Here is a 19,263-nt window from a genome sequence, read left to right as displayed (position 1 = left end):
GGGTGACAATATCAGTAAAAGACCGCCACTTCCAAACATTTCAAGGCATTTTCTTGAGATGGTTATTTTGTGAAATCAAACTACCAAAGAGACACTGTCGTAATCACCCCTTCAGTTGTAAGGGGCATTTCTTTTTACTCACCTCAGCATCGATCAACTTTGCCTATTTAACGCTGCACGCCTTGTAATTTGAAAGCTTATCCTCAAGTCGCACTCATTCTTGCTTTTCTTTTTCATAATCAACGCAGATGATCAGATCCAAGAGGAGGATCTTATGTACAAAGTTATTGGCCACCCACAATCAAGAACCATGCGGGTACTCTGGTTGCTGGAAGAACTGAACTTGCCTTACGAGGTTGTGCCTAGCAAACCTCATCAGGAAGATGTTTATGCCGTAAACCCATCAGGCAAGATCCCTGCCCTGATCGTTGATGGAGAAACCATCTACGATTCAACAGCAATCTGTACCTATTTGGCAGACAAACATTCCAGCCTGTCGTTCCCATCAGGAACTTTAGATCGTGCCCGGCAGGATAGTTTTACCAACTTTGCGCTCGATGAAATGGACTCCATTCTCTGGATGGCTGCAAAACACTCATTCATTCACCCGGAAGACCAACGCGTACCAGACATCAAACCCGCCTGCCGATTTGAGTGGAACAGATCGATGCAGCAGCTTGAAAAACGCCTTGGCGAAAACACTTGGGCAATGGGCGACACCTTCACAATTGCTGATATCATCATCGGTCATTGTGCAATCTGGGCCAAAGTCTCCAAGTTCGAATGGCCGGAAGGACCCGTTAGCAAATATTTTTCAAGAACTTTGAGTCGTCCAGCTCTTGCAAAGGCCAATGAAAAAGCTGCGGCAATGCAATAACCTACCTGAATTTTGAGGGTGGTCTTGTCCACCCTCTCCTATTGTTTCAACAGCCAGCTACAAATCCGCTGGGACTTGAAGCTACCAAAAATTTTCAATACATTTTTCGAATAATAAATACTCAAGTCATGTGCACACCATATCTTTTACAAGGTGTATTGATATGATTGAAGGAATTTACTTACCGGGTGTGCTTGCCGCGGGAATCGCTTCATATATTTTCGGATCTATCTGGTACTATGTGCTTTCATATTCTTGGATGAAAGCTGTCGGCATCTCAGAAGAAGACGTTCAAATGTCTCCTTCCACTTACGTCATAACTTTTCTCTGCGAAATGATCATGGCTTTCTTCCTTGCCGGGATCCTCGTTTACTCAGGCTCAGTCACCATTGCCAGTGGCGTGACCGCAGCAATCGTAATCTGGGGTGGCTTCGTACTCACAGGCCTGATCGTCAATCACAAATTCCAACGGGCTTCATGGATGCTGACGCTCATCGATGCTGGCCATTGGCTCGGTGTTTTGATGGTTCAAGGTGCAGTTTATGCGCTGATTTCTGGCTAATTCCGAGTAGCTCGATATCTCGTATTGCTGAATTTTCGTAGGCCAAACGAACCTAGAGACAACGGGACCTACGAAAGTTCGAAGCATATTCGCTAGACGCCCCAACGGCAGCTGCCCATAATACGCCACAGGAGTTGGGTATGTGATTACCCGTGGAGGAAATGGGGAGATTGACCATGACTGGTGATGTATATCCAGTACCGGCTGAGATTGCCGAAAACGCTCTGCTCAACAACGAGCAGTACTTGGAAATGTACAAGAAGTCCGTTGAGGATCCAGATGGGTTCTGGGGAGAGCACGGGAAACGGATTGACTGGATAAAGCCTTATTCCAAGGTCAAAAACACGTCCTATGACTACCACAATGTTTCCATCAAATGGTTTGAAGACGGCACGCTGAACGTAGCAGCCAACTGTATTGACCGTCATCTGGCAGAACGCGGTGATCAGCCTGCAATCATCTGGGAGGGTGATGAGCCGGATCAAAGCAAGACAATCACCTACAAACAGCTTTCTGAAGAAGTGAACCGTTTCGCAAACGTGATGTTGGCCAATGGCGTGCAAAAAGGCGATCGCGTCACTGTCTATATGCCAATGATCCCTGAAGCAGCCTACGCAATGCTTGCGTGTGCCCGGATCGGCGCAGTGCACTCTGTTGTGTTCGGCGGTTTCTCACCTGACAGCTTGGCCGGACGTATCGAAGACTGTAAATCACGCTTTGTCATCACAGCTGACGAAGGCGTCCGCGGTGGTCGAACTGTACCTTTGAAAGAAAACACTGACCGCGCAATCGAAAAATGCGGCAATGTCGACAAGGTCTTCGTTGTGAAACGCACCGGTGGCAACGTCAACATGATGGATGGCCGCGACCTCTGGTATCATGAAGAAACCGAGAAAGTTTCTGCAGATTGCCCGCCAGCAGAAATGGATGCTGAAGACCCACTCTTCATTCTCTATACGTCAGGCTCCACAGGCCAACCAAAAGGCGTGATGCACACCTCTGGTGGTTATCTCGTGTATGCCTCCATGACGCATCAATACGTTTTCGACTACCACCCAGGCGAGGTCTATTGGTGTACTGCTGATGTTGGTTGGGTCACAGGCCACAGCTACATCCTCTACGGTCCACTAGCAAACGGCGCAACAACACTCATGTTTGAGGGTGTACCTACCTACCCGACAGCAGGTCGTTTCTGGGAAGTTTGTGACAAACACAACGTCAACATCTTCTACACCGCCCCGACCGCAATCCGTGCATTGATGGGTGCTGGTGATGAATATGTAACCAACACATCCCGCAAATCATTGCGCGTTCTTGGATCAGTCGGCGAGCCAATTAATCCAGAAGCATGGCTATGGTACAACAACGTGGTCGGCGAGCAGCGTTGCCCAATCGTTGATACGTGGTGGCAAACCGAAACCGGCGGTATCTTGATCACGCCTCTACCAGGGGCAACCGATCTCAAGCCAGGCTCTGCAACACGCCCATTCTTCGGCATTCAGCCAGCTATTGTCGATGCTGAAGGCAACTTCCAGGAAGGCGCAACTGAAGGTAACCTCGTCATAACAGACAGCTGGCCGGGTCAAATGCGAACCGTCTACGGAGACCATGAGCGCTTCGTCCAAACCTACTTCGCCACCTACAAAGGCTTCTACTTCACTGGCGATGGCTGCCGTCGTGACGAAGATGGTTACTACTGGATCACAGGCCGGGTTGATGACGTGATCAACGTATCTGGTCACCGCATGGGGACTGCTGAAGTTGAAAGCGCCCTCGTCGCTCACCCAGAGGTCTCAGAAGCTGCTGTAGTTGGCTATCCGCATGATGTGAAGGGACAAGGCATCTACGCCTATGTCACCCTCATGGAAGGCTTGGAACCATCTGAAGAACTGAAGAAGAAACTGGTGAAGCACGTTCGCGCTGAAATCGGCCCAATTGCATCTCCAGACCTCATCCAGTTCGCCCCGGGCCTACCAAAGACCCGTAGCGGTAAAATCATGCGCCGCATCCTCCGCAAAATCGCAGAGGACAGCTTCGACAACCTGGGCGACACCTCAACCCTAGCCGACCCAACCGTCGTAGGCGACCTAATCGACAACCGCCAAAACAAAGCTGAAACCGTGTAGGCCACGCCTATTGAATTCAGCCCAGAAAACAAAACCCCGCTGATTTGGCGGGGTTTTTTATTACGCTAAAGCTACTGAGATAAATATATATTCTTAATATCATTAGCGATTTTTTCAAAGGCTTGAATCAGTTCACTTTCATTATCAGCTTTATAAAAGGTGCTGTTACTTGTTGCGCAAGACTGCATCACTCTTTTAGCAGCATAAGAACTCCCGAAATGAACAGAATACACCGTAATGTTCTTTTCCTTCATATTCTCACATATTTCTTTAGCACGAACAGATGAAATACCATACTCACCATATGAAGACGCGTACCTCCATTCAACTAAGTTAGCGAACTCTTCATGTTCATCTGAGGTGAACTTGTTAGACCCATCAGGATTCGGTCCCTCAGTCCAAGTATTATTTCGTTTTTTTTCTCTAATTTTCTCTTCGCGCGCCTGTTCTACGCGACTATAATTATAGTCATCTCGATAGTGTACGTTAAAGTCACCATCAGTCATAAACACCGCGTACTTTCGAATATTCTCTGTTTCATAAGGCAGTGGCTCACTATCAGAAGGCCAAAAATTCGACCATCTCGGAGATATTGTATACCACCCCCAAGCTATCCCGATTTGACCTGCTGTCCCGCCACCAGCAGATAATCTACTAATTGAGTTTTTAATCTTATTTCGATCTGCAGTCAGCGGAACTACTTTTGCATTCCGTGGGCAATAACTATAACCAGATCCGATATAATCTGTGTTGCCCTCATCATCTTCAAAGTCATATGGAACTTCACTTGTGGATTGATCCATAATCCGCTCATGTACGCAGCCATAGTAGCTGACATCAAAAGTCGCTTTTTCAGCAAGTGCCGTGTCTAGTTTCACCCCGTTGCTATATGGTATGAAAGATACACGAATACGGCTCTTCGCTATATCGGTGTCTTCAGGCAACAGTGCATCAAGCAAACTGGTTGAAGCCCTTTTTAGAGCACCAATGTGGGAGCTCATTGACCCAGTAACATCTACAATCACCGAGACTTCAACATTACTCCGTGGAAATCTTGCAGTTGAACTACTACCAACAGCAAGTTCACTAGCTTCATCGCCATTACCACCAGTGAGCAGGCCAATCATTGGAGAAAAGCTGTTATTGAGTTTTGCAGATGCACTCGCGGAGATCGTATCGCCACCAATCTCATACTTAACGATCGGCTTAGTTACTTCAACATCTTCACCGATTGAATCTTTAATATTAGCCTCGAAGTACTCTTCGGTCATCTCCTGCACTTCTGCTTTACTCATCTCCGTAATAGTGAGTTTGTTAGCAACAGCTAGCACTGCTGCATCCAATGCCTGATTTACCGCGCGGCGAGTGTTGAAGCCCATGCCGAAATCAATCGCCATTCCAGCGAACACAATCATCAAAACCATGAGCACTGCGACAAGAACCGCCACCATCCCGTCTTCGGAGCGGTTGAATCTTTTGAATAGTGTAGAGAATTGTCTGAAATAACCCATCGAGATGTCCACCATCGACGCCCATGTAATTATGCCTAGCATAATATAAGGGTAGTATCTCGGGTATTAATCACTCAACTTTACTGAAAGTTTTCGGGCTAATGGCTAACAAAACATTAACCGCGTTTCACGGCTCAAGCTCGCTGTCCCAGTAGAGGAAATCTAACCAGCTCTCGTGCAGGTAGTTGGGCGGGAACAGGCGGCCGTTGTTATGTAGGTCATGCACACGTGGGACAAACGGCATTTGCATGGGCTGCATATTCATTTCTTGCCAGGATTTGTTTGCCTTCCGTAAATTACAAGGAGAGCAAGCCGTGATGACGTTGTCCCAAGTGGTCAGGCCTCCTTTACTGCGCGGGATGAGGTGATCAAAAGTCAGATCCTTAAGGGAACCGCAATACTGGCATTGAAACCTGTCCCGCAGAAACACATTAAACCGCGTAAAGGCTGGGTTTCTCTCTGTCTCTACGAAGGACTTTAGTGCCACCACACTGGGGAGTTGAAACTCAAGACTTGGGCTTCTCACAACCTGATCGTATTCAGAGACGATACTAACTCGATCCAAAAACACAGCCTTCACCGCATCTTGCCACCCCCACAGAGATAAGGGGTAGTAAGACAGAGGCCGATAATCTGCATTCAACACAAGCGCCGGGAATGCGCCTTCTGAAACGACTGCGTTCACAACATGCTCCCGAGTCTCGCTCAGAACACAAGCGCCTGAGCGGAAATCATCTTGAGATGTTTTGATATTGTAGTCAGCAAATGACAGCTATGTGAAGTCTGACAATCTTCCTTACCCTAAGGAATTCGAAATACCGACAAAGCACATCAGCAGAAATCCGCTATAGATCAGACAATTAGCTTGTCACGACACACTTTGTCACAATGTCGGTCCCAAAATAAAAAAAGCGGGAATAGTCACCTACTCCCGCTCATCTGCAAAATTTTATCTGCGATTACTTCCAGTGACGCACATCAACAAAGTGTCCGGCAATCGCAGCCGCAGCCGCCATTCCTGGAGAAACAAGGTGCGTACGGCCCTTGAAGCCCTGACGGCCCTCAAAGTTACGGTTGGAAGTTGAAGCACAACGCTCACCCGGCTTCAATTTGTCAGCATTCATCGCCAGACACATGGAACACCCAGGCTCACGCCATTCGAAACCAGCGTCTTTGAAGATCTCATCCAGACCTTCCGCTTCAGCCTGTGCTTTCACCAGACCAGAACCCGGAACAATCATTGCGCTAACCGTGTCTGCAACCTTCTTGCCTTTAACAACGGCAGCAGCTTCGCGCAGATCTTCGATACGTCCGTTGGTGCAAGAACCAACAAACACACGGTCAACCTTGATGTCAGTGATCTTCTGACCCGCTTCAACACCCATGTACTCAAGCGCACGTTCTTTAGAAGCACGGCGGTTGTCGTCTTCGATCTCAGCCGGATTAGGAACAACACCGGTAACGGAAACAACATCTTCAGGAGAAGAGCCCCAGGTCACGATTGGAGGCAGGTTCGCAGCATCCAGAACGATTTCTGTATCGAACTCTGCATTGTCATCGGTAAACAGAGTTTCCCAATAAGCCTGTGCCTGTTCCCACGCAGCGCCCTTTGGTGATTTAGGACGGCCCTTCAGGTACTCAAAGGTTTTCTCATCCGGAGCAATCAGACCAGCACGTGCACCAGCTTCAATAGACATGTTACAGACGGTCATACGACCTTCCATAGACAGGTTGCGGATCGCCTCACCAGCGTATTCAATGACGTAACCGGTACCGCCAGCAGTACCCAGCTCTCCGATGATCGCCAGTACGATATCTTTCGCGGTCACACCTTCCGGCAGCTGACCATTCACAGTCACACGAAGGTTTTTCGCTTTCTTCTGAATCAGCGTCTGCGTCGCCAGAACGTGCTCAACTTCAGAAGTACCAATACCGTGTGCAAGAGAACCAAACGCGCCATGCGTGGATGTATGGCTGTCACCACAAACGATCGTCATGCCCGGCAGCGTAAAGCCCTGCTCTGGACCCACGATGTGCACCACGCCCTGACGCTGATCGAGCTCTGAATAGTATTCAACGCCAAACTCAGCAGCATTCTTCGCAAGTGTATCAACCTGCAACGCGCTTTCAGGATCATCAATACCTTTGGAGCGATCAGTGGTCGGCACGTTATGGTCAACAACAGCCAGTGTACGCTTTGGGTGACGCACCTGACGGCCAGCCATACGCAGGCCTTCAAATGCCTGCGGGCTCGTCACTTCGTGTACCAAGTGGCGGTCAATGTAAAGCAGGCAAGTGCCGTCTTCTTGCGTGTTGACCACGTGGTGGTCCCAGATCTTATCGTAAAGAGTTTTGGCCTGCGACATTGCGCTTGTCTCCTGGAAACGAATGATCCTTGTTTCAAATCCGGCTCTGATCGCACCTACCAAGCGCTCAAGATCCGAGAAAACAGGACCACTCACTTATTACCTGCAGCTCTCTGCGGCCGCATAAATCTTGAAAATACGGAAGCAACAATAAACGAAGCTCCCGCTATACTGGCTCTATTAATCGGCCCAGATCACCAAAATATCAAGCTTCTTTGCCTTGAGATTCTCTCAAGACGGAAAGGTAATGAAAGCAAGTTAGACGCAATCAAACAATCCCTTTGATGCGATCAATACCCTGTAGCCTAAGCATATATTTCTATGAGCAAAAGTTCTGGCGGACAAAGAAAACGGATTGGAAGTCCCGAGCATCCAAGCCCGCTGCCAACGATGAGAGTGCTTCCATTTTCCTCAAAAGCGCCCTTCGCATACTTCCGGTCAAGCCGCGATGGTATTGTCAATGCACCAATAAACGGCAAGCGAACTTGCCCTCCATGCGTATGCCCGCTCACTGTCAAATCTACGGATTTATTGGCCTCAAGAAAGATGTCCGGCTCATGGGCAAGCAAAATCCGCGGGGCGCTGTCATCTTCAACCTGACTTAAGGCCACCTCAAGATCATCCCGGCGTCCCGTCCCGTGCAACTGGCAGGCCTCGCCATACTGATCATCCAGTCCCAAAAGCCAGACATGAGAGTTGCCTCGTGTAGATACCCGCTGAGCCCTATTCTCGAGAACAGTCACTCCAGAAGCTTCCAATGCCTCTCTGGCGTCCTCACCACCTTCAAGCCAATCATGGTTGCCCAGCACACCAAAAACACCCAGAGGTGCCTTCAAATGCTGCATAGGCTGCGCCCAAGCTGCAGCAGAGGCTAACGGCTTTGCAAAAGGAGGATGCATGGCTGTGTGGTAGTCGCCTAAAAGCGCAATAAGGTCAGGCTCCAGACTGTTCACGCGCTCTACGATGCGCGTAATCCGTTCAGGACGCATCCATGGCCAGCAGGCATGCAGATCAGTCATAACAACAATTTGCAAAGGTTTTTGGTCAAGAGCTTCTGGAGAAACAACAACTTTATGCCGGGTAATTCTCGGTGGCAGCCAAGGCTCTACAAACACGGCATAAATACCGAGTAACATGATGAAAATGATGAAAATGATGATGAATGCGATCACCATTTGCCTTCAAGCCCTCTACTCATTGCATCTTTCAGAACCAACCTAACCCACTTGGATTAATTGTATTCTGACAGCTCCCCGGAATATCCCCCTGAAAACTTGCGCAAAGGATGCGCACCAGAACCTGTCACATTTATACTGCAAACACCAACAGCACCACATGGCAATCCATGCAGTGTTGAACCAGAGTTCCCGGAAGTCGGGATGAGCAAGGCGGCAGGCAATACCTGCGCTACTTGTTTAAAAATGTTTCTTCAGCATTGGCTACACGCCTTGCCCGGGCTTTTTATAATGAACTACGTCGCCTCTTTTGCCTATAAGGCACGATAGCCGGTTTCCCGGAAAGACAGTGGCTTATCCAGACACGTTTCCATGCCCAAACAGTTCCTCCGTCTTTGACTGATACCTTCGCAAAAGCAAGTCTCCCTGCCGGTGCTCTTGTATCTATCACCGCGTGATACCCTATAGTCCTGGGCCCTTCCCCTCAAACCATGCGGTCACGTTTGAAGTTCGGTTCACCGGACCACTGAAAGGTGCGTTACGTCTTCCAACAGCCCAACCCAACCTACGACAAACTGACGGTCGCTCCGCCAGCAGCCCGTTACGTAGGCATAGGTTCAGAGTATGGGAGGAATTCAGAAGGGGGATAAGTTTTTCTGCAACACCCCACCCACCGGTGTCTTCCCGGCCCCCGAGCCGGGATCCATAACCCCTTGCCTCAATCTTCCACTGAGGCGCTCAATCAATCTCTAACACGGGGAGTATGGGTCCCGGGTCTCCGCTATGCTCCGCCCGGGATGACAGTGGGGGAAACCAATTGGCTAAAGAGTAAGCCCACTTATCTGCGGGCAGATGATGAGCATCAGCCGAAAACTACGCCGACCACCTTCTCTTCACGCAATTCACCCATCGCCGTCCTCCCGGACAAGCAATGCGCAGATCCGGGAGCCAGAGCCACACCCACAATCGCTTCCACTCAAACGCACGAAGATGCTGGCCTGCGGGCACAATTCGCCCGGCCGCAGACCAGCAGGACACTCATGAAGGGCTGTGCAAGGGTAGTTGAGGCAGCCCTTGGAGTGCCGTTCACAGTGATCTAATCAAGAGACACCTTATCGGTATTGACCAGTGTTGGAGAGGCGACGCTGCGTGTCGCGTGACCGGAAAACCCTTTAGGGAAGGATCTGCCGGACAACGCATCGGTTAAAATTCCGCAGGTCTTATCAAGTGCCTCTAGGCGGTCAGATAATGCATGGTGCAAAGTGAAGAGAACGTCACGCTCACTGCTGTTCTTCATCCGCTCGCTCAGCACCAAATGCTGCATGTAAGCAAGGTTCTGAAGATCAGAAACAGCAAAGTTCACGTCATCAATTTCATTCTGAAGAGTATTTGTGGCGCCACAGGCGCATGCAGAGTCGTCCATATTCAAAGCCTTCTTTTCTGGCTGTTGAAGTTCCGCACGACAATGAGCTTGTGACGGCCCGCTGGCGAGCGGGAGGTTCACAACCTGGAAAAGACAGGCGAGTTTATTCCCTCCCGAAAGAGGTGTTGTATTCACCGCCCTCCCGCTCATAGCAAAGGGTTTGCGCCCTCAGAAAAAAGGCACAAAAAATCCGCTAGTTGACGGGAGCGGTTACCGCTTTTCAGAGGTTGTGAAGCCTCACATATGAATGTGGAATGGAACGCACCACCTGTCAACGAAAAGTTGCAGGATGATAAGAAGGTGTTGCTGCAAGGATACGCTGGTGAGACCCCACCACCGTCATCCAGCACAAGCGTAGCGCGATGCGGCCACCATCAACTGTTCAGGTTTGGTAAGACATGCGAGGCGGGGTCTGACCGCGTCACGATCTAAAGCCGTGCTCGGCTCTGATCTGGGACCCAACGACCTCCGCCTCGCTACCATTCAAGCACAAAACAAACACACAGGGATCCAGTTGAATGGCAAAAGCAAAAAGACAAGCAAGCAGCTATAAATTCGGGATCTTCGCTTAGGATGACACCGAGGGCGCTGCTATGCCTGAAGCCAACCAAACCGCAGAACCTGCAAAAAACCCGAGCATGAACACAAAAAACCCCGCTGATTTCTCAGCGGGGTTTTAGAAACCATAGAGGCCGAAGAGTAAATCTTACTCTGCAGAACCTTTAGCTTCAGCAGCTTTTTCAGCAGCTTTTGCAGCTTTTGCAGCATTAGCAGCCGCACGAGCTTCTTCGTTAAGACGCTTTGCGCGTACGTTGGTAGCTTCAACGATACGTGCGGACTTACCGCGACGCTCACGTAGGTAGTAAAGCTTCGCACGACGGACTTTACCGCGGCGAATGATTTCCACGCCTTCAAGCATTGGGCTGAAGATTGGGAATACACGCTCTACACCTTCGCCGTAAGAAATCTTACGAACGGTGAAGCTTTCGTTGATGCCGCCGCCGGAGCGTGCGATGCATACGCCTTCGTAGGCCTGCACACGAGTACGAGTACCTTCGGTAACGCGTACGAGAACACGTAGCGTATCACCTGGAGAGAACTCAGGAAGCGTACGCTTCTCTTCGATGCGAGCCATTTCTTCGGCGTCGAGCTGCTCAATGATATTCATGGCAGTTTCTTCCATTTTAAATATTGGTCAGAGCGTCCCTCAGTGGTCAAGCCACCGGGACGTGTTCACCAAACCTTGGCATTATGCCGGGAAGTGAAGTGGAACTAGGACCCTAGCGGCAAACGCCAGACAGAATCCACTCCAGTCGGCGCGGGTTTAGCCGATTTTTGAAGGTTTGTCATGAAAAAAGTGTAGAAAACCCGCTATCCACGGCTATTTTCTAGGTAATCCTTCCAAAGATCAGGCCGTCTTTCTTGAGTAATCTTTTCAGACATCTCAAGGCGCCACTGATCAATCAGTTTATGATTACCACTTTTAAGAATAGATGGGACTTCCTGTCCTTCAAACTCTACTGGGCGCGTATAATGTGGGTGCTCCAGTAAGCCATTCTCAAAGCTTTCAGATTCACCGCTCTCTTTGTTTCCCATAACACCGGGAAGAAGACGGACAATACTATCCAAAACCACATGAGCAGCAACTTCTCCTCCTGAGAGAATGTAGTCGCCAATAGACACTTCCTCGAGCTGACGTCCTTCTATGACGCGCTCATCAACACCTTCAAAACGACCACAGACGATAATCACACCCGGTCCATCAGCCAGTTCACGAGCCTTTGCCTGCGTAAATGGCTTACCGCGCGGGCTCATGAGCAACCGTGGACGTGTATCCTCATCCTCAGTCACATCATCGATAGCTTTGCCAAGAATATCAGGACGCAGAACCATGCCAGCACCACCGCCAGCAGGCGTATCATCAACAGAGCGATGCTTATCAGTCGCGTAATCGCGAATGTTGTTCGCTGTAAGAGACCAATCCCCGCGTTCCAACGCGCGTCCAGACATGCTCATTGCCAGATTTCCCGGAAACATTTCAGGGTACAGCGTCAAGATGGATGCACGAAAGGCCATAGGATACCCGTTGCTTAAGTAAGGTCAGTCTCTGGAATGTATTTTGATGCACAAACTGCAAAAATCACGCTGATGATCTCAGCAATGTCTGCATCTGATAATGCGAAAAATCAGCCTGCTTCTGGCTTAGAGCCATCTTCGGGTTCTTTTTCACCTTCATCATAAAAGCCTTCGGGAGCATGGACCTCCACATATCCCTCTTTGAGGTCAATGGTAGGAACAACAGCTTTTGTGAATGGGAACATAAGAGAATTGCCGCTCTTCGGGGCAACTTCAATCAAATCACCTGCGCCAAAGTTCAAAAGAGCCAACACAGTTCCAATTGCCTCACCCTTCTCATCAATGGCTTTCAGGCCAATGAGATCAGCGTGATAGAACTCGTCTTCGTCTTCCGTTTCAGGCAGTTTTTCGCGAGCAATATAAAGCTTCATCCCATTGAGGACTTCTGCTTCATTGCGGGTATTCACGCCCTCAAACTTGGTAACCACCACAGTTTTTTGAATGCGAGCCTTCTTAACTTTAAATTTGCGGCTACCGTCAGCATTTTCGAGCTTACCGTAATCGCCAAAAGAAAGCGGGTCATCACCAAATGGTTTGACCCGCACTTCTCCACGTATGCCGTGAGCAGCCCCGATCTGAGCCATTAGAATGCGGTCTTCAGGCTTGTTTGCCATTGCCGGCGTCTCCTTCTCAGATCGGGTATGCTTATATTATTCGGAAGCTGGTGCTTCAGCAGCTGCTTCTTCAGCAGCAGCTTTTGCTTCAGCTTCTGCAGCCAGCTTCTCGTCAAGACGCTCTTGAGCTTTCTTGCCGAGTTTCGCTTTATTTGGGTTGTTGCGTGGCTCACGCTTCATCAGGCCAGCAGCGTCCAGGAAACGCAGAACGCGGTCAGTAGGCTGTGCGCCATGACCAAGCCAATGCTTGATGCGCTCTTCATTCAGCTCAACGCGGTTGTCAGCATCTTTAGGAAGCATTGGGTTGTAACGACCAACGATTTCGATGAAACGACCGTCGCGTGGGGAGCGAACGTCTGCAATTACGACACGGTAGAAAGGACGCTTTTTAGTGCCACCGCGTGCGAGGCGAATTTTAGTAGCCATTGTTTATTTACTCCTAGGTATTCAGTCTGTGCTGTGTTCAGCAGCAATAGCTTCATGATGCCGAATGACTTCCTTCACGATGAAGTTCAGGAATTTTTCAGCAAAGTCAGGATCAAGATTGGCCTCAGCCGCGAGACGGCGCAGACGCTCAATCTGAAGTTTTTCACGGGCCGGGTCAGCCGGTGGAAGACCATGGGTTGCCTTCAGCTCCCCAACAGCCTGTGTGCAACGAAATCGTTCAGCCAACATATGCACCAGAGCAGCGTCAATGTTGTCAATGCTGGAGCGAAGTCCACCAAGGATCACCTTGGCTTCTTCAGTTTTGTCGATCTCGCTCAATTACTTTTTCCCCTTGCCGAGCCCTGGCAAACCAGATGCTCCACCAAGACCGGGCAATTTAGGGCCGCCAGCTCCTGGCAATCCCCCGGGAAGCCCACCACCCGGTAATCCTTTAGGCAATTCCATGCCGCCAGGCAGTTGGCCAGATTTAGCCATCTGCTCTAGCGCTTTAGGGTCGATGTTCGGCATTCCGCCGCCCATGCCTGGCATACCGCCACCCATAGCGCCCATCATCTTGCCGAGCATGCCCTTGCCTTTGCCCTTACCCATGGCCTTCATCATATCGGCCATCTGGCGGTGCATTTTCAAAAGCTTATTAACTTCAGCGACCTGCACACCAGAACCTGCAGCAATACGCTTTTTGCGACTTGCTTTAAGCAGTTCAGGCTTAGCACGCTCTTTCTTGGTCATAGAGGAGATGATCGCCATCTGACGTTTGAACATGTTCTCATCAAGGTTGGCGGAAGCAAGCTGCTTCTTCATTTTGCCAACACCTGGAAGCATGCCCATCATGCCGGACATTCCGCCCATCTTTTCCATCTGCTTCAGCTGTTCAGAAAGATCGTTCAGGTCAAAGTGACCCTTCTGCATCTTCCGAGCCATCTCTGCGGCTTTTTCCGCATCAATCGCTTCAGCAGCCTTTTCAACGAGCGAAACAATGTCGCCCATTCCAAGGATGCGATCAGCAATACGCTTTGGATGGAAATCTTCGAGTTCATCAGATTTTTCACCGGTACCAATCAGCTTGATCGGCTTGCCGGTAACAGCACGCATGGAAAGCGCCGCACCACCACGACCGTCACCATCCATACGGGTGAGCATGATACCTGTGATCGCGCAACGCTCATCAAAGCTCTTCGCCAGATTAACAGCGTCCTGACCAGTCAGAGCGTCGGCAACAAGAAGGACTTCATGCGGGTTGGACGCAGCTTTAATCTGCTCCATCTCAATCATGAGAGGCTCATCAATGTGACCACGACCCGCTGTATCGAGCATGACCACGTCATAACCGCCAAGCTTCGCTGCATTCAGCGCACGCTTTGCAATATCAACCGGCTGCTGCCCTTCAATGATAGGAAGCGTATCAATCTCGTTCTGTTCACCTAGAACTTTCAGCTGCTCCTGCGCTGCCGGACGGCGCGTATCAAGAGAAGCCATCAAAACTTTGCGCTTATCGCGCTGTGTCAGGCGACGTGCAATCTTGCCGGTTGCAGTGGTTTTACCCGCACCCTGCAGACCAACCATCATGATGCAAACCGGAGCCGGCGCATTCAGGTCGATCGGATGAGATTCCTCACCGAGCATCTCAATAAGTTGGTCATGCACGATCTTAACGACCATCTGACCCGGCTTAATGGACTTAACAACCTCTGCGCCAACAGCGCGGTGTTTCACCTTGTCGACAAAAGAACGCACGATCGGCAGCGCCACATCAGCCTCAATGAGCGCGCGGCGAACTTCGCGCAGCGCTTCATTAACATCGGATTCAGAAAGCGCACCGCGTTTTGTGAGCTTATCTAGAATGCCGCCTAGGCGATCTGACAGATTATCGAACATGTCGTTCCTTTAAAATCTCGTTTCTGCACAAACACCTGAAGAAAACCAACTGGTGCCGTACACTCGTTCCTAGTGAATTTGGTGTCACCAAGCCAAAATTGCCACGGCAAATCGATTGCACATAGCAAAAAATCACCCGAGGGCGCAACGCGCTGTCGGGTGTTGACTTCTGGGATCTCTTTACACCTTTTCGGGTCCCAGTCAGTGGCTCCGGTCTTCACATAGAAGGAGTTAGGTCGGGTATCTACGAGAATACAGGTGCCGAGTCAAGCAAAACCGCCATTTGTTGGAGATTGTATAAGCTTGGATAAAAAGGAAAACTCAAAGATGCACTAGGTTTCCTGCCAAGCTGACTCACTATCAGCAAAAAAAGAGGCGATTTAACGATGCTCTTCCGAAAGAACTATCTGTTTTTGCTGTCTCTTATTGTGCTGATCATCGGCTTCCTGCTCTACTGGGCCAACACCTATGTGTCTCCCTCTATCACATTCAACCCAAGCGACATTGGCGAAGACCCCGAAGAATACATCGCACGGGTAGAAAGCCGCTTTACAGACATTAAACCCGGTCTCGAAAAGCAAATCATCTGGCAAAACCCCGACACCAAAGCCAAAACCGAATTTGCCGTCGTCTACATGCACGGCTTTTCTGCCAGTAAAGATGAAATCAGGCCCGTTCCCGATCTCGTCGCCAGCTCCATTCAGGCCAACCTCTATTACACACGGCTTCCCGGTCACGCCCGTACACCTGCTGCTATGGGAGAACCGAAGGTCGATGACTACTTCAATGCTTTGGCAGAAGCGCTCACAATTGGGAAAGCCATTGGCAACAAAGTCATCGTTATCAGTACCTCATTCGGAGGTTCTCTAACAGCATGGATGGATCTGACTGATCATTCTCTAAAGGAGAACGTAGAAGCAATCGTCCTCATCTCTCCCGTTTTTGAACTGGCCGCAGCAGGAACCTCCCTGCTCACATATCCGCTTGCAGAGTACTACACACCAATCATCGTAGGCCGTTACCGGGTCGCTGATCCGAATGCCAACTTTGAGGAGATCTACGCCTGGACCAACGCCTATCCGGCAACCGCCCTGCTTCCTCTTGCTGAAACCGTCAAACTCGTGGGCAGTCTGGATGCAGCAAACGCAACCATCCCAACCATGTTCATCTACGATATCCGTGACGAAACCTCAGATGAGCACACCACAGCGAAGTTCTTCGAAAACTGGGGCGCACCAAAGCACCGCCTCCTCATAACCGAGTCCGCAGGCAACCATCACGTCATTGCAGGCGACATCATCAATCCGGAAAACAACCTCCTCGTCTCCAACGGTATCATCGAGTGGCTTGGGTCCAGAGGCGTACCCACTGTCTACTCACAATAAAACTTCCTGATGCTCTGATTTGATATTTCAACCCAAGCTGGAATAAGCTGGTGCCGCTAAGGAACAAAGGCACCCCATATGCTCTTTCGATATTTTATTTTTGTAGTACTGATTTTACTCGTAGGAGGCACAATTGCCTTCATGACAGGCCCAAGAGAACCACGCGATACAGAGATCACCTTCAAACCCGAAATTATGGGTGATGACCTCGAAGTGTATCTTTCAGAGAGTGAGGCCAGGTTTCAGGATATTCGTTCTGACACTGCCAAAGAGATCATCTGGCTCGATGGTAAGAAGAACAGCAAAACACCTCTTTCAATCATTTACGTTCACGGCTTTTCCGCCAGCAAACATGAGATCCGCCCTGTACCGGACCGCGTTGCAAATGAGATGGGCGCCAATCTTTTCTTCACCCGCCTGACTGGCCATGGCCGCTCGGGTGAAGCGATGGCAGAAGCCTCATTGAACGACTGGGTCAACGACCTCGCTGAAGCGGTCGAAATTGGCCGGCGCATTGGTGAAAAGACAATCATAATGTCCACCTCAACCGGTGGCTCACTTGCAGCTTGGCTCGCGATGCAGGACCACCCGCTGAAAGATGATGTGGCCGCGATGGTGTTTGTATCGCCAAATTTCGGAGTCAAAGCTGCGGGCGGCTTCCTGCTCGATATGCCGTTCGCAAGACACTATGTCCCTCTGATCATTGGCAAAACCCGCTCGTCTTCTAAAGCACCATCTAAAGAAGAGCAAATGGGATGGACCATCAGCTACCCAAGTGTAGCCCTCCTCCCAATGGCAACCACAATCTCAGTATTGCAGGAACAAGACCCCGCAAAAGCAAGCGTACCTGCCCTGTTCATCTACAGTGAAAAGGATGAAACCATCGACGCAGCACTCACCAATGTCGCCTATGACAAATGGGGCGCACCAAAACAGCGTCTGCTTATCGAAAGCTCAGGTGACGATAACAACCACGTCATCGCAGGCGACATCATCAGCCCACAAAACAACGACCTCGTGGTCTCCACCACAGTCCAATGGCTGAGCGATCAACTACTTTAATACAAACAAAAAACGGGCGAGAAATCCCTCGCCCGTTCAAAACTCAAAATACACTATGAGTTTATGTAGTTTCGCATAAACCTGCCTGATCTAATATTGCCAGCTGCAACCTGATGACCGCTATTTATATAGGATATCAGAAATGCCTTTTATTGTTGATTTTGGTTTTGCACACGGCCCTGAACTTTATGCCGTTTCTGATGGATTTGAGCCGCCTTTAACTCCTGATGTTGAGTTAACTACGATGTTAATGCGGGGACGCAACCGGTTTGACAAGCCGGGTGAACAAAGTCCCATGAATGCTGCCCGGATTGCCGAAATACCTCATACTTTGTATCTTAAAGAAGCTGATAAGCGTGGATTGCCGGATGTAATTTGCGGTACCTGGAATACGATTGTAGTAAGTGCTCGGCTGAAAGATAAGCTTGAGGAGCTGGAACCGAAGCGACATGGTTTTTATCCGGTGACTATCAAGCACAAAGGTACTGGGAAAATCTATGGCGCGGGACATTTGCTCTACCTGCATCAAAAACCCGACATTATTGACCATGACAACATCCTCTACGCTGGTGCCCGTAATTTCGGCGAACAACGTTACGGTGGCGGTTACGAACGTGCAGCATCCAACGACTTCTGTCTTCGAAAGGTCACCTCTTCGGGGAAACAACCCCATAGCAATGACGCATACCTGATACATTTTAAGGAAGGCGGGCTAAAAGACCGCCATCTTTGGCGTGGTACCGTCGGTAAACCAGAGTATTTCAAAAGTGCACCGTTTCATCCGGATTCAAAACGAACAACATATGTTGATCCACTATGTCAGACAATATTTATCAGTGACGAACTAGCTGAGTGGATCCGGGCTGAGAAGATTATGGGCTGGGATCTATTCCCGATTCTGGACAAACCCGTTGACTGGGGCGCCGCACAGTTCAATAAGTAGCGCCCAATCGAACACCCGTGCTTACTGCGAATAGTCGCGCGCACCAAATACCGCAGAACCGACACGCACATGTGTTGCGCCATGTTGAACAGCAATCGGATAATCAGAGGACATTCCCATTGAGAGCTTCTCAAGGCCGTTCCGCTTTGCGATTTTCTCAAGCAACGCGAAATGCATGCCCGGTGCTTCGTCAACTGGCGGAATGCACATCAGGCCTTCAATCTCCAGCCCGTATTCATCACGACACTTCGCGATAAACGCATCCGCTTCCTTTGGAGGAATACCAGCCTTCTGGTCTTCTTCCCCGGTATTAACCTGAATGAACAGCTTTGGCGCCTTGCCTTGCTTATCCATCTCAACTTTCAGCGCTTTAGCAATCTTATCCCGGTCCACAGTGTGGATCACGTCAAAGGTCTGAATAGCTTCTTTCGCCTTGTTGGACTGAAGCGGGCCGATCAGATGTAACTCAACACCCTCAAACTCCTCACGAAGCCCAGGCCATTTGCCCATTGCTTCCTGAACCCGGTTTTCACCAAACACACGCTGTCCAGCTTCTAAAACTCTCTTAATTGCTGAAGCTTCGAAGGTTTTTGAGACTGCAATCAACGTTACAGAACCGCTCGGACGTTCAACATCCGTCTCAGCTTTTCCGATGTTTTCCTTAACCTCTTTAAGGCGAAGTGCAGCAGCGTCACTCATTCCTAACTCCAGCGAAAAATCCATATTGGAGACATGAAATGCGCTCCCTAAGGTCTAAATGC

At 49.8% G+C, this 19,263-nt stretch carries 19 protein-coding genes; 7 read left to right on the top strand and 12 right to left on the bottom strand.

What is annotated here, in order from left to right:
* Positions 1-274: 274 nt before the first annotated feature.
* The 3 genes from PsAD5_RS04555 to acs all read left to right on the top strand — a co-directional run bounded on the left by PsAD5_RS04555 (position 275) and on the right by acs (position 3,565).
* Complete coding sequence (locus tag PsAD5_RS04555) at positions 275-877, top strand: glutathione S-transferase family protein (protein ID WP_063286461.1); 603 nt, start codon at positions 275-277, stop codon at positions 875-877.
* Positions 878-1,040: 163 nt separating this feature from the next.
* Positions 1,041-1,439, top strand: coding sequence for a DUF1761 domain-containing protein (locus PsAD5_RS04550; RefSeq protein ID WP_084404298.1), 399 nt, complete (start codon positions 1,041-1,043; stop codon positions 1,437-1,439).
* A 176-nt stretch (positions 1,440-1,615) separates the two neighbouring features.
* Complete coding sequence (gene acs, locus PsAD5_RS04545) at positions 1,616-3,565, top strand: acetate--CoA ligase (protein ID WP_063291235.1); 1,950 nt, start codon at positions 1,616-1,618, stop codon at positions 3,563-3,565.
* A 71-nt stretch (positions 3,566-3,636) separates the two neighbouring features.
* On the opposite strand, the gene PsAD5_RS04540 is transcribed toward acs, so the two are convergent.
* The 5 genes from PsAD5_RS04540 to PsAD5_RS04515 all read right to left on the bottom strand — a co-directional run bounded on the left by PsAD5_RS04540 (position 3,637) and on the right by PsAD5_RS04515 (position 10,040).
* On the bottom strand, positions 3,637-5,076 hold the full coding sequence (locus PsAD5_RS04540; RefSeq protein ID WP_193776895.1) for a pilus assembly protein TadG-related protein: 1,440 nt from the start codon (positions 5,074-5,076) through the stop codon (positions 3,637-3,639).
* Positions 5,077-5,203: 127 nt separating this feature from the next.
* A complete protein-coding gene (locus tag PsAD5_RS04535; protein WP_063291233.1) occupies positions 5,204-5,761 on the bottom strand; it encodes an HNH endonuclease in 558 nt (185 codons plus the stop codon).
* 274 nt (positions 5,762-6,035) lie between these two features.
* Positions 6,036-7,442, bottom strand: a complete 1,407-nt coding sequence (leuC, locus tag PsAD5_RS04530; RefSeq protein WP_063291298.1) for a 3-isopropylmalate dehydratase large subunit — start codon at positions 7,440-7,442, stop codon at positions 6,036-6,038.
* Positions 7,443-7,747: 305 nt separating this feature from the next.
* Complete coding sequence (locus tag PsAD5_RS04525) at positions 7,748-8,617, bottom strand: metallophosphoesterase (RefSeq protein WP_063291232.1); 870 nt, start codon at positions 8,615-8,617, stop codon at positions 7,748-7,750.
* Positions 8,618-9,713: 1,096 nt separating this feature from the next.
* Entirely contained in the window at positions 9,714-10,040 is a 327-nt protein-coding gene (locus tag PsAD5_RS04515) for a hypothetical protein (RefSeq protein ID WP_063286209.1), read from the bottom strand.
* Positions 10,041-10,283: 243 nt separating this feature from the next.
* Here PsAD5_RS04515 and PsAD5_RS04510 point away from each other — a divergent pair, with 243 nt between their 5' ends.
* Positions 10,284-10,472, top strand: coding sequence for a hypothetical protein (locus PsAD5_RS04510; RefSeq protein WP_063286210.1), 189 nt, complete (start codon positions 10,284-10,286; stop codon positions 10,470-10,472).
* 274 nt (positions 10,473-10,746) lie between these two features.
* Here the strand turns inward: PsAD5_RS04510 and rplS are convergent, their stop codons facing one another.
* The 6 genes from rplS to ffh all read right to left on the bottom strand — a co-directional run bounded on the left by rplS (position 10,747) and on the right by ffh (position 15,112).
* Positions 10,747-11,208, bottom strand: coding sequence for a 50S ribosomal protein L19 (gene rplS, locus PsAD5_RS04505; protein ID WP_063286463.1), 462 nt, complete (start codon positions 11,206-11,208; stop codon positions 10,747-10,749).
* A gap of 203 nt (positions 11,209-11,411) precedes the next feature.
* A complete protein-coding gene (gene trmD / locus PsAD5_RS04500) occupies positions 11,412-12,116 on the bottom strand; it encodes a tRNA (guanosine(37)-N1)-methyltransferase TrmD (RefSeq protein WP_057463234.1) in 705 nt (234 codons plus the stop codon).
* 110 nt (positions 12,117-12,226) lie between these two features.
* Complete coding sequence (gene rimM, locus PsAD5_RS04495; protein WP_063286211.1) at positions 12,227-12,790, bottom strand: ribosome maturation factor RimM; 564 nt, start codon at positions 12,788-12,790, stop codon at positions 12,227-12,229.
* 36 nt (positions 12,791-12,826) lie between these two features.
* Complete coding sequence (gene rpsP, locus PsAD5_RS04490) at positions 12,827-13,216, bottom strand: 30S ribosomal protein S16 (protein ID WP_063291231.1); 390 nt, start codon at positions 13,214-13,216, stop codon at positions 12,827-12,829.
* 21 nt (positions 13,217-13,237) lie between these two features.
* A complete protein-coding gene (locus tag PsAD5_RS04485) occupies positions 13,238-13,555 on the bottom strand; it encodes a chorismate mutase (RefSeq protein ID WP_014283236.1) in 318 nt (105 codons plus the stop codon).
* On the bottom strand, positions 13,556-15,112 hold the full coding sequence (ffh, locus tag PsAD5_RS04480) for a signal recognition particle protein (RefSeq protein ID WP_063286213.1): 1,557 nt from the start codon (positions 15,110-15,112) through the stop codon (positions 13,556-13,558).
* 386 nt (positions 15,113-15,498) lie between these two features.
* Here ffh and PsAD5_RS04475 point away from each other — a divergent pair, with 386 nt between their 5' ends.
* The 3 genes from PsAD5_RS04475 (at position 15,499) to PsAD5_RS04465 (ending at position 18,502) form a co-directional block, all read left to right on the top strand.
* On the top strand, positions 15,499-16,497 hold the full coding sequence (locus PsAD5_RS04475; protein WP_063291230.1) for an alpha/beta hydrolase: 999 nt from the start codon (positions 15,499-15,501) through the stop codon (positions 16,495-16,497).
* A gap of 141 nt (positions 16,498-16,638) precedes the next feature.
* Positions 16,639-17,559, top strand: coding sequence for an alpha/beta hydrolase (locus PsAD5_RS04470; protein ID WP_208988480.1), 921 nt, complete (start codon positions 16,639-16,641; stop codon positions 17,557-17,559).
* Positions 17,560-17,701: 142 nt separating this feature from the next.
* On the top strand, positions 17,702-18,502 hold the full coding sequence (locus PsAD5_RS04465; RefSeq protein ID WP_063291228.1) for an imm11 family protein: 801 nt from the start codon (positions 17,702-17,704) through the stop codon (positions 18,500-18,502).
* A gap of 21 nt (positions 18,503-18,523) precedes the next feature.
* Here PsAD5_RS04465 and PsAD5_RS04460 read toward each other — a convergent pair whose 3' ends face one another.
* Positions 18,524-19,201, bottom strand: coding sequence for a YggS family pyridoxal phosphate-dependent enzyme (locus tag PsAD5_RS04460; protein ID WP_063291227.1), 678 nt, complete (start codon positions 19,199-19,201; stop codon positions 18,524-18,526).
* Positions 19,202-19,263 lie beyond the last annotated feature (62 nt).

It is taken from the genome of Pseudovibrio sp. Ad5 (assembly GCF_001623095.1).
Classification (GTDB): Bacteria; Pseudomonadota; Alphaproteobacteria; order Rhizobiales; family Stappiaceae; genus Pseudovibrio.
Note: the sequence above shows the minus strand (reverse complement) of the source record. Positions and strands in the feature narration are given on the sequence as shown.